We start from the raw sequence: 14,038 nt of genomic DNA, 5'->3' as shown, positions 1-14,038 counted from the left end.
CTTGTTCGCGATTGAACCTGGTTCCACTGAGACGATGCTGTCAGACGGTGAGCCGGTCAATCCTTTTCAGTCTCTCGCCGTGCAATATGCGGCCCGACAGGCGTGATCTGGCCCGATGACATGGTCGGCTTTCGACCAATGGATAGCGGTGACAGTTTACGAAATATACCAAAGCCTCAAACTACCCGGTCCTGATATCGGAAAACCCCCACAATATTAACACCATCCCTCGCCACCTCATAGCCGATTGAAAAATGATATTTCAGCGTCACGATCCTGCGGAGGGGCCGGTCCGGAACTGACATTACTGAATAGCGATAATGCGCCAGTTGGTTGATCGAGCGGTAAATGTCCGACACTATATTGGGGACATATTGGGGACCGCTTTGGGTGCGATATCCTGATAATATCCGATTATTGCGCGCAGGTCGGCCTCCGCCTTTCGGCGAAAGCGGATTTTCATGCGTTGAACGGTTTTCCAAAAATCTTGGTGATCTCTGCTTCGCTGGCATATTCCGGATGTTCTTCCGCCGTGCGGCTGTCGAGTTCTATCAGTTGCTCAGCCGAAAATCCATATTTCTCCGACAGGGATTCCATCAGCGCCGCTAGCGATTGCTCCACCGATTCCAGTTGGTCGGCAGGCAGGTACTTGGTGAACGAAATGAATTTCTCGAGCATAGTCGTGAAAGCAGTATAGCAGGTTTTAACTGTAGGGAAAGATGGTGAGCTTGGCAGTTGGGGTCACGCTTCTGAGCTTTGAGGGTCCGGCGCGCTTTCCCCGCTTCGTTATTCCCAGCATCGTGCATCATATCGTGCCGCACAATCAAAATGCTACAGAAACTCTCTCAACGTCCCGACAAATAGCTCAAACTGGTCATGGTGCAGCCAGTGGCCGGCCTCGGCAAATTCCCGGACCTCGACATTGTCGCCGAAATATTTCAGTCGCCCGTCTTTCTCCGGATTGCTCGCCCAGCTGTCGGCGCCATAATGGAGCTGGGTCGGACAGCTGATATCAGCCCACAGCTGTTGGATCGCATCCTGGGTCAGATCGATACTATCCCAATGCTGGACATAGGGGTCGAACTTCCAGCTGTAGCTGCCGTCCTCGTTGCGGATCACCGCGTGGGTGGTGAGATGGCGGGCCTGTTCGTCGGACAGATGCTGGTTGGCATCCTGCATCCGCTTCAGTGCGTCCTCAAAGCTGGGATAGCGTTTCACCTGCCGGCCAGCGGCCTTGCGTTTTTCCTCGATCGAATTGCGCACCCGCTGGAGCTGCCCGATCTTCTCCCGCTCGGCGAGCATTTCGGGGCCGGGACCCATCCCCTCGATTGCGACCAGCTTGCGCACCGTGTCGGGATAGAGGCCGGTGTAGCGCAGCGCGATATTGCCGCCCATGCTGTGCGCGACAATCGTGACCGGCGACAGGTCGAGCTGATGGATCAGCTGCGCCAGATCGGTGACCATCGCCATCGGCGAATAATTGCCGTCGGTGCTCCACTGGCTGTCGCCATGGCCGCGGATATCAGGGGCGATGATATGCCAGTCGTCGCGCAACGCCTGCGCCGTCCAGTCCCAGTTGCGGCAATGGTCCTTGCCGCCGTGCAGCAGGATCAGCGGCGGTTTGTCCTCATTGCCCCAGTCGGCATAATGCAGCCGAAGTCGCTGGGAGAAATAGCTGTGCGAGGCGGGGCCGATCAGGGTCATGGGGTTTCCGTTGGCGAGAGGGAGATTTGTATATGGTCTCTAATCGGAGCAGTGGGTTTCGACAAGGGATTGGTCAAAGCAGACCGGGAACAATCATCGCTTCTTCCGGAAAACTGCGACAAGAGCAGATATATCCATCAAACCCTTTACAAACTATCCATATATCCATACATGTCGATATATGGATTCGATTAAAGCAATAGAAGCGCTCGGCGCACTCGCGCAAAACACCCGGCTGGATGTTTTCAGGCTACTGGTCCGACACGAACCGGCGGGCCTGGCGGCGGGCGAGATCGCTAGGCGGCTGGACGTCCCGCAAAATACCATGTCCTCGCATTTGTCGATTCTTTCGCGCGCCGACCTTGTCTCGTCAAAGCGGGACAGTCGGCTGATCATTTACCGCGCCAATCTCGCGGCGATGAACGGCCTGATCGCTTTCCTGCTGGAAAATTGCTGTTCCGGTGACGAGTGCGCGCCCCTTGCCAACCAACTTGAAAGGCTCTGCCCATGAAACGCATGCACATTCATATCGGCGTCGACAATCTCGACGCCTCGATCAAATTCTATTCGACGCTGTTTGCCGCCGAACCGACGGTGACAAAGCATGATTATGCCAAATGGATGCTCGACGATCCGCGGGTCAATTTTGCCATCTCGTCGGACAAGCACGCGACCAAGGGCATTGAACATCTCGGCATCCAGGCAGACAGCCCGGATGAATTGCAGCAGGTCTTCACCCGTCTGCGCCAGGCCGATGCACCGATGCTCGAAGAGGGGCAGACCACCTGCTGCTATGCCCAGTCCGAGAAAAGCTGGATATCCGATCCCGATGGTGTCGTCTGGGAAGCCTTTTACACCAATGGCGAATCGGTGGTTTATGGCGAAGGCCCCAAATTGTCCGCCATTTCGGAAAATGCATCCGTAACCAGTTGCTGCGCGCCATCAAAAGCAGCGATGGAATGACTCTGTCACACAGGCCCATCGCGATCCGTCCAGAACAAGGCGAACTTTAAATATGGCCATGCAACCGCTTGCAACTCCCGCTGATGCGGGCCTCGGCCTTTTTGAAAAATGGCTGTCGATATGGGTCGGTACCGCGATATTGCTTGGCATATTGATCGGCAATGTCGCCCCCGATGCCGTCGCCAGTCTTGCGCGACTTGAATATGCCTCGGTCAATCTGGTGGTGGCCGTTCTGATCTGGGCGATGATCTATCCGATGATGGTCGGCGTCGATTTTGCCAGCCTCAAGCATATTGGCGAAAAGCCGAAAGGCCTGTTCATCACCATCGTCGTCAACTGGCTGATCAAGCCGTTCACCATGGCGGCGCTGGCGGTGTTATTTTTCCAATATATATACGCCGGCCTGATCTCCCCGGATGATGCGCAGCAATATATCGCCGGACTGATCCTGCTCGGCGCGGCGCCGTGCACCGCGATGGTCTTTGTCTGGTCGCAGATGACCAAGGGCGATCCCGCTTATACGCTGGTCCAGGTCTCGGTGAATGACATCATCATGATCTTTGCCTTCGCGCCGATTGTCGCGCTGTTGCTCGGCGTTACCGACATAGCGGTGCCCTGGGAAACCTTGCTGCTCTCGGTCCTGCTCTATGTCGTGATCCCGCTGGTCGCCGGGGCGCTGACCCGCCGGACCTTGATGGCCCGGTCTACCGACGGGGAAGCGGCGATCACCGCCTTCACCGGACGGGTCAAACCGCTTTCCGTGCTGGGACTGTTGTTCACGGTCGTGCTGCTCTTCGCCTTCCAGGCGCAGACCATCGTCACCCAGCCGCTGCTGATCGCGCTGATTGCGGTGCCGATCGTCATCCAGAGCTATGGCATATTCTTTGTCAGCTATGCCGCCGCCTGGGCCTGGAAAGTGCCGCATAATGTCGCGGCGCCCTGCGCCCTGATCGGCACTTCCAATTTCTTTGAACTGGCGGTGGCGGTGGCGATCGGTGTGTTCGGCCTGGGCAGCGGCGCGGCGCTTGCCACCGTGGTCGGCGTATTGGTGGAAGTGCCGGTGATGCTGTCGCTGGTCGCCTTTGCCAACCGGACGCGGTCGAAATTCCCGGCGGTCTAGCATCATAAAATTGTGCAGCAGATTTAACGCGGGCTATGGCGCCAATTGGTCGCGAATGACCGCTTCATTGCGAACATGGCCCTGAGCCTTGATCGTCTGGGATCGCAACAACTGGGCGAAAAGCGGACGATTCGGCCAGCCAACGTGGCCGACCCGAACCGCCCGTAAAGTTTTAAGCAGCTTCCTTTATTTCGCGAAGCGTCACGTCGAAGGAAAGATCTTCCCCGGCGAGCGGGTGGTTACCGTCGGCTTTCACCGATTGCTCGCCCACAGCAACGACGTAAAGCGTGACAGCAGAACCGTCTTCCTGCTGGGCCTGAAGAGCCATGCCCGGCTGCGGATCAGTTTCGGCTGGCAGGTTCTCCCTGGGAATGTCGATGACCATTTCGTCGCGCCGAGGACCAAAGGCATTTTCGCATTCGATCGCCACCGTCTCCTTGTCGCCGACTTTCATGTCAGCAAGCTTTTCTTCAACCTGAGGGAAAATCGAGCCATCGCCGAGCTTGATAGCCTGGGGGCCCGTCTCTTTGGTATCGCCGACGACCGTGCCATCGCCTGTACGAACGGAATATTCGATTATGACCGTATCACCTTGTTTTGCATTCTGCATATATATATCCTTTCGGGGGGGGGGGGGACGGTATCTTCAACCGTCTTGGGGCTGCGCATCGAACTGACACGCGTTGGTGCAATTGTCTCAACCAGGAGCCCGCTAGTCAAACACAATCTTTACCGCCCGCCTTTCGGCTTTTTGCAACCGGGTCGTCAGGAGGCAAGGTCGCGCTTGAGGCATAGTGATGGAAAGCATCGGCGAAGGGCGGACTGGGACGGTGGATAGCATATTGTCAGCCGTGGCTGGACAATCTGTCTGCACCGCCAAGCCATGACCCCACTCTATAGCGACCCGGGACGAATTATCCCGAGTTGTCTTGCTGCTAGGCGGCCAGACTAACTAGCGCCCGAAGTGTCCATGGAAAGCGGACTTCGAATCTCGAAAGATTGAAAAAAATTCTTACCATGAGTGTCCGATGTGCCGCTCAAATGAATTAATACAGGCCTTTCATAGGTTCTTTTGCCGGCTTGTATTTGCCTTTTCTGTTCTGTAATTTTCATTTTTTGGCCCTTTTTGCCCTGTCTGCACCGGATGGTTGTTTAATTTGGCTGGCCAGATATGTGCGTGAACTTACCCCAAGCCTAAGCTTTTGAAAATCAGAGTCAATTTTTGCAGGAAAAGGTTGCGACCAAGAGGTTCGCAAAGGCGGCTTCAGGTGATTTGCGGTCAGCGAGCAGTATGACTGCTATTGGCGCGTTAACTGACCGACGGCCACTCTATCTCCAGCATCCGCTTTTGCGCCCTGCGCAGACCCGCTCACCCGAAATTCGCAAAAAGCTATCCCAATGCCACACCCTCGATCGTGATCCGGTTGAGATAGCGCCGATGCCCCTGATAATCATTCAGCGCATAATGCCAGGTCGCGCGGTTATCCCACATCGCCAGATCGCCTTCGCGCCAGACGTGGCGGTGGTGGAAGCGGTCCTGCATGATATGGGCGTATAGCTCCTGCAGCAGCACCTTGCTCTCCTCCGCTTCCATATCGACGATTTCCAGCGTGAAGCCGGGATTGACATAAAGCCCTTTCGCGCCGGTTTCGGGATGGCGCAACACCACCGGATGGACCGCCGTCTGCCCGGCCTGATCGGCATTGGTATAGCGGTCGCCAATCGCCTTGCGATATTCGCTGGCTTCGCCAAAAACATGGGCATTGCCGTGCCGCGCTTTCAGATCGCCGATCCGCTCTTTCATCGCATCATCCAGCGCCTCATAGGCCGCCGCCATCCCCGCGAATAACGTATCGCCGCCGCTTGGCGGGATTTCCAGCGCATAGAGAATCGATCCCATCGCCGGCGCGTCATCATAGCTGTGATCGGTGTGCCAGCCGCCGCCGATATTGAGCTGCTGGTCCGCTTCCTTGAGCACTTCGGCGATTTCCGGATAGCCCTCGCGCTGCTTGAAAAAGCGGTTGAAGTCGATTGCGCCCCAGCGCTCGGCAAAGGCGATATGCTCCTCGGGGGTCAGCTTCTGGTCGCGGATGAATAATGTGCCATGGTCGAAAAACGCGCGGCGGAGTTCGGCAAATTGCTGATCGCTCAGCCTGGTGACATCGACATCCTCGACAATCGCGCCCACCGCTTCGCTGGCTTTTATAATCTCCATGTCGCTCTCCCGCTTATCCCGTTCACTTGGAAACGGATTTCATGCTAGTGTAGCAGTGATTTTGAAATTTAGGAGTCCTTCCATGTCTGAAAAAAGCAGCAAAATTTCCCTCAACCGCCGCCAGTTGCTTGGTGCCACCGCCGCCACCGGATTCGCGCTCTCCGCCGGTCCGGCGACCGCCGCCGCCGGGGGCAAGCCGGATCTGACCGGCAAGTCGGTGCTGATTACCGGCTGTTCCTCCGGCTTCGGCAATCTGGGCGCGATTCTCTATGCCGAAATGGGCGCGAAGGTATTTGCCACGATGCGCAATCTGCCGCGCGCCGAGGCGGACACTCTGGCAAAGACCGCCAAGGACAAGAATCTCGATATCATCATATTGGAACTGGACGTTTTATCGGAAGAATCCGCCAACAAGGCGGTCGCCGAGGCCGAACGGCTCAACGGCGGCGCGATGGATGTCGTCATCAACAATGCCGGGATCGGCACCGGCGCTCCGGTCGAGCTGCAGGATCTGGCGATGATGCAGATTCTGTTCGACACCAATGTCATGGGTTATCAGCGGGTCGCCCGCGCCGCTCTGCCAAAGATGCGGGCGAAGAAATCCGGCTTGATCATCAATGTCTCGTCGCAGCTCGGCCGGGTGATGGTGCCGGGCATGGGGCTGTATAGTTCGACCAAATTTGCGGTTGAATCGATGAGCGAGCAAATGGCTTATGAACTGGTCCCGCACGGCGTCGATGTCACTATCGTCCAGCCCGGCGGTTTCCCGACGAAAATCTGGGAAAATGGCAATATCTATACCGCGCCGATGCTGGAGCGCGCCGATGACGAGCGCAAGGCCGCCTATCAGGCGCTGGTCGATGGCGCGTTGCGCAATGGCGGCGGGTCTGCCGATCCGATGGACGTTCCGCGCGCCATCGCCGGGGTGATCGCGATGGCACCGGGCAAGAGACCATTGCGTCTTCCCGTCCACCCCGGTCCCAAGCCGCAGGTGGGGATCAACACGGTCAGCGCCCAGACCCAGGTGGCGATGCTCGGCAATTCACCCTTTGGTCCGTGGGTCAAGGATGTCAACGGGCGGGTCTAGCGGCCACCGTTCGTCCTGAGCCTGTCGAAGGACCTTTCCGGGGCAATCGGCAATTTTCCGTGCAACGCAGCTCGACAGGCTCGGCGCGACGGGTCTCTGCCGGATCGTCTATTTGGCCGCTGCCCGCCGCACGAGCAGAACGGGGCCCAGATAAAGCGCCAATATCGCGATATTGATCAGGACATTGGCCGCATTGCCAGTGCTAAAGGATGCGCTGCTGTCGATCAGGAACCAGATCAGAAACGCAGCGACGGTACCTCGCCGGATCATGGCATTGGCCTGCTCCACGCCGGGTGCCGAGATGAAAATATAAAATCCCATCAATCCGCCGAACAGGCCGCCGGCAATCGCCAGCGCGAGCTTGGCTTCCGCTGTTGCGATCCCGGCAAGGCCCGCGTCGCCGGCCGACGCATGGGTGAAAAACAGATGATTGGCACCGGTCGGATCGCTGACGCTGGCCCAGGCGAACAGGGCCGCGCTGATGATCGATATCCAGCCGATGATGCGCATCAACCGCGCTGCTGTCGTCGGTGACATTATATTCTCCCTTTTGTGCTGATCGGGTTAGACCAGCGGCGAGTAGGGAAAACAATTACCTCGCGGGTAAGTGCATGCGCTGCGACTTTTTGGCATGAAGCTGCATAGGGTTTGCGAAGGAGACTGTCATGCCGTCGGAATTTGGTGCGATATTGAAGGACTGGCGCAAGACCCGCCGGTTCAGCCAGCTTGATCTCAGTCTCGAAGCCGAGATGTCGGCCCGCCATCTCAGTTTTCTCGAATCGGGCCGCGCCAACCCGAGCCGGACGATGGTGCTGCGCCTTGCCGAAGCCCTGCAGCTGCCCCGTCCCGCCGCCAATCAGGCGCTGCATGCAGCCGGTTTTGCGCCCGTCTATCCCAGCCTGTCCGACGACGCGCCGGAACTGGCTCCGGTCCATCAGGCGATCGCGACGATGCTGGACCATCATGATCCCTTCCCCGGCTATGCCATTGATCGCCATTGGAATGTGGTCGGCAGCAACCAGGGCGCGCAGATGATCCTCGCGCTGGCCAGCCCCGATGCGCCAGCCAATCTGATCGATATATTGATCAACTGCGCCGGTCTCGACCTGATCGAGAATTGGGACGAGGTCGCAGTGCTGTCCCTCTCCCGCCTGCGCACCGAAATATTGGAACTGGGCGGAGACGAGCAGCTCTCCGCGCTGGCCAGACGGCTGGCGTCGCACGAACGGGTCCAGAATGTCGACATGGGGTCGATCAATCTCAATCAGGCGGTGATCCCGACCATCTTCCGGGTTGGCGAAAATCGCCTGTCTTTATTTTCGGTGATCGCGCAATTTGGTTCGGTGCAGGATACCAGAGCCGGGGAAACAAGGATCGAGTTGATGTTCCCGATGGATGATGAGACGGTCCGGTTTTTCGAACGATAGCGCGGACATTGCGCATTCCTCTCTCACCCATTAGCAAGTGCCGATACGGAGGAGAAAGCTATGCGCTGGATTGCAGGAATATTGGCAGGAACACTGGCGGCTTGCGCCCCGGTAACGCAGGACGCAGCGGTAGCCCCAGCCGCGCCGGACACGGCCAGGACAGACGTGCTGGATAGTATCGCCAATCTGGTCGATGACGAGATTCCGGAGGAGTTCGACTTTCGGCAGAGCTTCCCCAGCTGGTATGCCGCTGTCACCCCCTATCAGATCATCGGCACCGGCAAGATGGGCATATATTTTGTCGGGACCGAAGGGCTTGGCATGTATTTCATTCCGACCGACGCCGGCCATATCGTGATCGACGGCGGCATGCCGGGCGAGGGCCAATATGTCGCCGACGCGATCCGCACATTGGGTTTTGATCCAAAGGACGTCAAAATCCTGCTCAACAGCCATGCGCATCTCGATCACAGCGGCGGTCTGGCCGAATTGAAGGCGATGACCGGCGCGAAACTGATCGCGAGCGAGGGCGATCGATCGGCGCTGGAAGGCGGCTTCTATCTGGGTTCCGAGGAAGACCGCGCGATGAACGCGCCACCGGTCCAGGTCGACCGGATCATTGCCGATGGCGAGAGGCTGACGCTCGGCAATGTCACGCTCACCGCCCATATCACCCCGGGACACAGCCGTGGCTGCACCTCCTGGACCATGCCGGTCGTGCAGAGCGGTCAAAGCTACGAAGCGCTGCTTTTCTGTTCGGCAACCGTCGCCGCCAACCGGCTGGTCGGGCCGCCGCAATATCAGGGGATTGTCGCCGACTATCGCAAGACTTTTGCGATGACCAAAGACTGGAGGCCCGATATTTTCCTGACCAACCATCCCGAATTTTCCGACATGATCGAAAAGCGCGAGCGCCAGAAAGCGGGCGATCCGCTGGCCTTTGTCGACCGCGATGGGTTTCCGGCGATGATGGAAAAGCTGGAACAGGCGTTTGCAGCGGCACTGCAAAAACAGACGCTGAAATATAATGCGATCATGAGCGATTGAGGGATTGGAAATGGCACAGGCAAAACAGCTGATTGAGAAATTCTGGCAGATCCAGAATGACAATGACTATAGCAAGCTGATCCCGCTGTTTGCCGACGATGCGGTGTTCGAAGATCCGGCAATCGGCCGGGTCGAAGGCATAGAGGCGATTGCTGCGCTGCTGCACCATCTGACCAGGGAACTGGCCGACAAGAAGATGCATTTTGAAGTGCTCGAAATCGCCGGTGATGAACATGTCGCCTGGTCGCGCTGGCTCTGGAAGCGTCCGGATGGCGATATTGAAGGGGTTGGCCTGTATAAAGTCCTCGACGGACAGTTGATATCCTATCGTGACTTCTATGCTGTGCCAGTCGATGGCTAGAGATGGAAATAATAGTATAGTTTCAATTGGCTGATTCTAAAAAACTAATAAGTTTTATTTACATGCTCGCTTCGTTGTGCAAATTTGTCTGCCAAACAGGAGTGAGCGATGAAGATGAAGCAATATGTTCTGATGACCATGAGTGCTGCAATCTCAGGTCTCTTGTTCTTGCCAGCCTCCTCAATGGCAACGCTTGCCGACCCTCCTTCATCTGACGACGATATCGTCGTCACCGGTACCAAAACAACGAAAGCCGCCATAGCCGATTTTATTCAGACCGCTATCGCGACGCCCAAAGGCGGCAGACATCAGGGTCAATATGCCCGCTTTGCCAATCCAATCTGTCCAAAAGTCGTTGGATTGTCAGAAGCCAATATTGAGCAAGTTGAAAAGCGCATGCGCGGCGTTGCGCTGGCAGCTGATATGAAGGTGGCCGCAGTAGGCTGTAGCCCCAATGTTTTTGTCATGGTGGTCGCGGACGGTAACGAAGCCATATCATTACTGCGCAAGAAAAAATCGCGCGTGTTCGGAAATCTCTCGCTACCGGAAAGAGCACGGATCGCCGCGAGCGGTGGTCCGGCCTATTCATGGAAGCGGATTCAAGAAGGGGCTGCTGAAACGGGTGCGCTGCAAAATTCCGATGAAACCGATATTCTGCCAGTTGATGAAATGGCAAAAACCGAAGTGGCGACGTTGATTTCAAACGTGAAGTCCAAGATCAAGCGAAGTGTCACGCAATCGATGACCCACTCCTTTTTGCTGTTGGAAAAAGATACGTTGGTCGACCTGACCACGATCCAGATTGCCGACTATGCAGCGATGCGGTCTTATATTGATGCCAGAGATAGCGGAAACCAGACTGTCCCAAGCTATTCGATACTGGCGCTGTTTGAGAAGACGGGCGCGAACGAAGCTGCGCCAGCTTCGGTCAGCGAAATGGATCTGATTTTGCTAAGCTCGCTTTACAATTCTCCATCCGATGTCTCTGCGTCGATGCAGAGTTCGGCGATGTTGCATCAATTCAAGAAGGAATTGACCACGCGGGAGAATGATTGAGCAGTTCTATTGAGAACATTCTGAATTCGCGACCCGACTAATATCCGCCCAGCGCTCCAGGCAGGCCGATCAGCCTTCCTCGATCCATTCGCTTTTCAGCGGCTTGGCGGCGAGCGCCATCAGCGCTGCGGCAATGACATAGAAGATCAGCGAATAGAGCATCGAATAGCGCAGCCCGTCTTCACCATAGATCGGCGTCAGGCTGTCGGACAGGGCGCCGAGGAAGAATATCCCGCCGCCGATGCCGATCAGATTGTTGATCAGCAGGAACAGGGCCGATGCGGTTGCGCGGGAATCGGCCGGCACCAGATGCTGGACCGCCGACAGCACCGGTCCGAGCCAGAAATAGGCCAGCGCCTGCGGGATCAGGAACAGGATGAAGGCGGCGGTGGCAGAGCCGCTCATGATACCGGCAGCGAATAATGGCACCGCGAGCAGGAAGGCGGCCGCTGGCACCAGCCCATAGGCGGCCTTGTTGTTTTTGCCGAGCCAGTCGCCGATCATGCCGCCGCCGAGTACACCGGCAACCCCGCCGATCAGCAATATCGCACCGAAGAATAAGGATGTTTCGATCAGACTCAAACCAAAGCTGCGCTGCAACAGGCTGGGCAGCCAGAAGGCAATGCCATAGCCGAGCATCGAGCTGGACGCGGCGCCAAAGGCGAGAAACCAGAAGGCCTTCTTTTTAGCCAACAGAACCACGGTCCCCTTGAAGCTGTAGGGAGGTGCGGTTTGATCGGCTGGTGCGGTTTTCTTGACCTTGTCGCGGACCAAATATTTGAAGAAGGGCGCGATCAGCAAGCCGGCAAAGCCGACGACAAAAAAGGCCAGACGCCAGTCGACGGTGGCGGCAATATAACCGCCTGCAACCACGCCCGTGGCGGAGCCCAACGGGATGCCCAGAGAATAGATCGCCAGCGCCCGGGCGCGTTTCTCGCTCGGGAAATGGTCGGAGATCACGGCATAGGAAGGCGCGACGCCGCCGGCTTCACCGATGCCGACGCCCAGTCGCGCCAGAAATATCGACCAGAAGCCCTGCGCGAGGCCGGAGACGGCGGTGAATCCGCTCCATATCACCAGCGAAATGGTAATCACCCAGCTGCGATTGGTCTTGTCCGCTATCCAGGCCAGCGGCACCGCCAGCGTGGAATAGAGCAAGGCGAACGCAACGCCGCCGAGCAGCCCCATCTGCGTGTCGCTGAGCCCGAGATCGGCCTGGATCGGGCCGGCCAGGATCGCCAGTATCTGGCGGTCGACGAAATTGAAAATATAGACGATCAGCAACATGCCGAGCGCGATATTGGGCGAGGTCACTTTCGCAGATTTCGAAACCGCCATTCAGTTTTCCAGCGACTGGAGGAAAAGATCGATTGCCGCGAGTGCTTCCGGTTCGTCGAGCATCGGCGCATGGCCACGGTTGGGAATCTCAATCGCGGTAAAATTGTCCGGGTGGCGACGCTGCATTTCAGCGACGGTGCGCGCGGACAATATATCCGATATCGCGCCACGGATCGACAGCAGCGGGATCGCCGCCAGCAGGTCCCACATCGGCCAGAGATCGGGCGGCGCCACATTGGCGCTGCCGTCCGAAAATCCTTCCGAGATGGATGGATCATAGGCAAAGCCGACGCGTCCATCGGTCATTTGGGTGCAGGTGTGCCGGGCGAATTCCATCCAGAAGCCATCATCCACATCGGTGAAGGCGTCAATGTTGATCCGTTTGCAATGCGCGGCGGCGGCTTTCCAATTGGCGAAGGGTTCCAGCGCACCCACATAGGCCTGGATCCGGTCGAGGCCGCTTTGCTCCACATCCGGGCCGATATCGTTCAATATCAGCCCGCTCACCCGATGCGGGGCCATGGCGGCCATGACCATGGCAATCAATCCGCCCATCGATGTGCCAATCAGCACGGCTTTCTCGATTGCCAGTTCGTCCAGCAGTCTGAACATATCCGCCGCATAGACCGCCGGATTGTAATTCCCCGGCTCCGGGTCGTGGTCCGATCGACCACGTCCCCGTTGATCCACGGCAATCACCTGATATTTGCCATCCAGCGCCTCGATCAAAGGTTCAAAATCAGCACTGTTTCGCGTCAGGCCGTGCATCATCAGCAACGTTGGACCGTTGCCGCGATAGAACCGGGCGTAAAGATTCAGCCGGTCGTCTGCACTGCGATAGACATGGTCGGCATATTTCATCATATTGGCCTAGATGTCGTTCAGAATTTCACCCCGGCGGTGACAAAGACCTGGCGCGGATTGCCGTAAAATGCGGTCAGCGTACCTTCAGGGCCAAGCGTACCAATCGGCTGGCCGTTGGCTCCAGGGATGATCACGCCGGTCGTTGGATTGGCGGCCACAAAGGTATAACCCGACGTCTTGTATTTCTTGTTGGTCAGGTTCTTGCCGTGCAGGCCAATGCTCCAACGTTTGTCCGGCGCGTTGTAGACGAGATTGGCATCCCACAGGGCAAATCCCTTCTGGTCGATAAAGGGGTTGGCTACTTCGAACTGATTGACCTTGCTGCGATACGACAGGGTTGTCCCGAAATAGAGGTCGCCTTCTCCGACTGGCGTAGAATAGGAAAATGTACCGCTGGCGGTCCATTCTGGCGTATTCTGAACCGAGCGGAATTGCGCGACATCGGTCGGCACTCCGCCGATGTTGGTGATATATTCGTCATATTTTGCGTCAATATAGCCAAGCGAGCCGGACAGGTTCAGCCGGTCACCACTGGCAACCAAATCCTGGCCAAGCCGCGCATCCGCTTCAAACTCGAGCCCCTTCAAGGTGGCCTTGCCGGCGTTGTTGATCACACCGCAGAAGGAAGGCAGACCGCCAACGGTGCAGGCGACCGAACCGGGAATCTGCACGTCTTTGTAATCGGTATAAAAGCCGGCGATCGCGACATTGAGAGCACCGTCAAGCAGGCTGCCCTTATAGCCGACTTCATAGCTGTCGACCGATTCCGGACGGAAGCTTAGGAAGGCAGCGACTTCGCTATCGCTCGGGATGCCGCTGGCATTGGTTGTAGGCGCGTTCACGCCAACGCCGCGCG

16 protein-coding genes are annotated in these 14,038 nt (G+C 57.3%); 8 read left to right on the top strand and 8 right to left on the bottom strand.

Going from position 1 to position 14,038, the window contains the following annotated elements:
• Window positions 1-459 precede the first annotated feature (459 nt).
• Complete coding sequence (locus V7665_RS10650) at window positions 460-678, bottom strand: hypothetical protein (protein WP_335664519.1); 219 nt, start codon at window positions 676-678, stop codon at window positions 460-462.
• A 153-nt stretch (window positions 679-831) separates the two neighbouring features.
• Entirely contained in the window at window positions 832-1,704 is an 873-nt protein-coding gene (locus V7665_RS10645) for an alpha/beta fold hydrolase (protein ID WP_335664518.1), read from the bottom strand.
• Between the two features lie 181 nt (window positions 1,705-1,885).
• On the opposite strand from V7665_RS10645, the gene V7665_RS10640 reads away from it, so the two are divergent.
• Genes V7665_RS10640 through arsB form a run of 3 tightly spaced genes read left to right on the top strand, consistent with a single transcriptional unit; the run spans window position 1,886 to window position 3,787 of the window.
• Window positions 1,886-2,215 (top strand): ArsR/SmtB family transcription factor, encoded by a 330-nt coding sequence (locus V7665_RS10640; RefSeq protein WP_335664517.1) that lies wholly within the window; start codon window positions 1,886-1,888, stop codon window positions 2,213-2,215.
• On the top strand, window positions 2,212-2,667 hold the full coding sequence (locus V7665_RS10635; protein WP_335664516.1) for an ArsI/CadI family heavy metal resistance metalloenzyme: 456 nt from the start codon (window positions 2,212-2,214) through the stop codon (window positions 2,665-2,667). Before V7665_RS10640 ends, V7665_RS10635 begins: the two co-directional genes overlap by 4 nt.
• A gap of 52 nt (window positions 2,668-2,719) precedes the next feature.
• Window positions 2,720-3,787, top strand: a complete 1,068-nt coding sequence (arsB, locus tag V7665_RS10630) for an ACR3 family arsenite efflux transporter (protein ID WP_335664515.1) — start codon at window positions 2,720-2,722, stop codon at window positions 3,785-3,787.
• Window positions 3,788-3,959: 172 nt separating this feature from the next.
• Here arsB and V7665_RS10625 read toward each other — a convergent pair whose 3' ends face one another.
• Window positions 3,960-4,397: an FKBP-type peptidyl-prolyl cis-trans isomerase gene (locus V7665_RS10625; protein ID WP_335664514.1), complete on the bottom strand. Its 438-nt coding sequence runs from the start codon at window positions 4,395-4,397 to the stop codon at window positions 3,960-3,962.
• A gap of 780 nt (window positions 4,398-5,177) precedes the next feature.
• A complete protein-coding gene (locus V7665_RS10620; protein WP_335664513.1) occupies window positions 5,178-6,002 on the bottom strand; it encodes a TauD/TfdA dioxygenase family protein in 825 nt (274 codons plus the stop codon).
• 82 nt (window positions 6,003-6,084) lie between these two features.
• On the opposite strand from V7665_RS10620, the gene V7665_RS10615 reads away from it, so the two are divergent.
• Window positions 6,085-7,089, top strand: a complete 1,005-nt coding sequence (locus V7665_RS10615) for an SDR family oxidoreductase (RefSeq protein ID WP_335664512.1) — start codon at window positions 6,085-6,087, stop codon at window positions 7,087-7,089.
• 108 nt (window positions 7,090-7,197) lie between these two features.
• Here V7665_RS10615 and V7665_RS10610 read toward each other — a convergent pair whose 3' ends face one another.
• Window positions 7,198-7,626 carry a hypothetical protein gene (locus tag V7665_RS10610; RefSeq protein WP_335664511.1) on the bottom strand — a complete coding sequence of 143 codons (429 nt, stop codon included), beginning with the start codon at window positions 7,624-7,626 and terminating at the stop codon, window positions 7,198-7,200.
• Window positions 7,627-7,754: 128 nt separating this feature from the next.
• On the opposite strand from V7665_RS10610, the gene V7665_RS10605 reads away from it, so the two are divergent.
• From V7665_RS10605 to V7665_RS10590, 4 genes are all read left to right on the top strand, one after another.
• Window positions 7,755-8,516, top strand: coding sequence for a helix-turn-helix domain-containing protein (locus V7665_RS10605; protein WP_335664510.1), 762 nt, complete (start codon window positions 7,755-7,757; stop codon window positions 8,514-8,516).
• Between the two features lie 60 nt (window positions 8,517-8,576).
• Window positions 8,577-9,563: a subclass B3 metallo-beta-lactamase gene (bla, locus tag V7665_RS10600; RefSeq protein ID WP_335664509.1), complete on the top strand. Its 987-nt coding sequence runs from the start codon at window positions 8,577-8,579 to the stop codon at window positions 9,561-9,563.
• 10 nt (window positions 9,564-9,573) lie between these two features.
• Window positions 9,574-9,924, top strand: a complete 351-nt coding sequence (locus V7665_RS10595; RefSeq protein WP_335664508.1) for a nuclear transport factor 2 family protein — start codon at window positions 9,574-9,576, stop codon at window positions 9,922-9,924.
• A 108-nt stretch (window positions 9,925-10,032) separates the two neighbouring features.
• Window positions 10,033-10,980, top strand: coding sequence for a hypothetical protein (locus V7665_RS10590; RefSeq protein WP_335664507.1), 948 nt, complete (start codon window positions 10,033-10,035; stop codon window positions 10,978-10,980).
• 69 nt (window positions 10,981-11,049) lie between these two features.
• Here V7665_RS10590 and V7665_RS10585 read toward each other — a convergent pair whose 3' ends face one another.
• From V7665_RS10585 to V7665_RS10575, 3 genes are all read right to left on the bottom strand, one after another.
• Window positions 11,050-12,318, bottom strand: a complete 1,269-nt coding sequence (locus V7665_RS10585; protein WP_335664506.1) for a spinster family MFS transporter — start codon at window positions 12,316-12,318, stop codon at window positions 11,050-11,052.
• Complete coding sequence (locus tag V7665_RS10580; protein ID WP_335664505.1) at window positions 12,319-13,182, bottom strand: alpha/beta fold hydrolase; 864 nt, start codon at window positions 13,180-13,182, stop codon at window positions 12,319-12,321.
• Window positions 13,183-13,199: 17 nt separating this feature from the next.
• On the bottom strand, window positions 13,200-14,038 hold an 839-nt coding region (locus tag V7665_RS10575; protein ID WP_335664504.1), incomplete at its 5' end, for a TonB-dependent receptor domain-containing protein.

This window comes from Parasphingorhabdus sp., assembly GCF_036964675.1.
Classification (GTDB): Bacteria; Pseudomonadota; Alphaproteobacteria; order Sphingomonadales; family Sphingomonadaceae; genus Parasphingorhabdus.
This window is presented reverse-complemented; position numbering and strand designations above follow the sequence as displayed.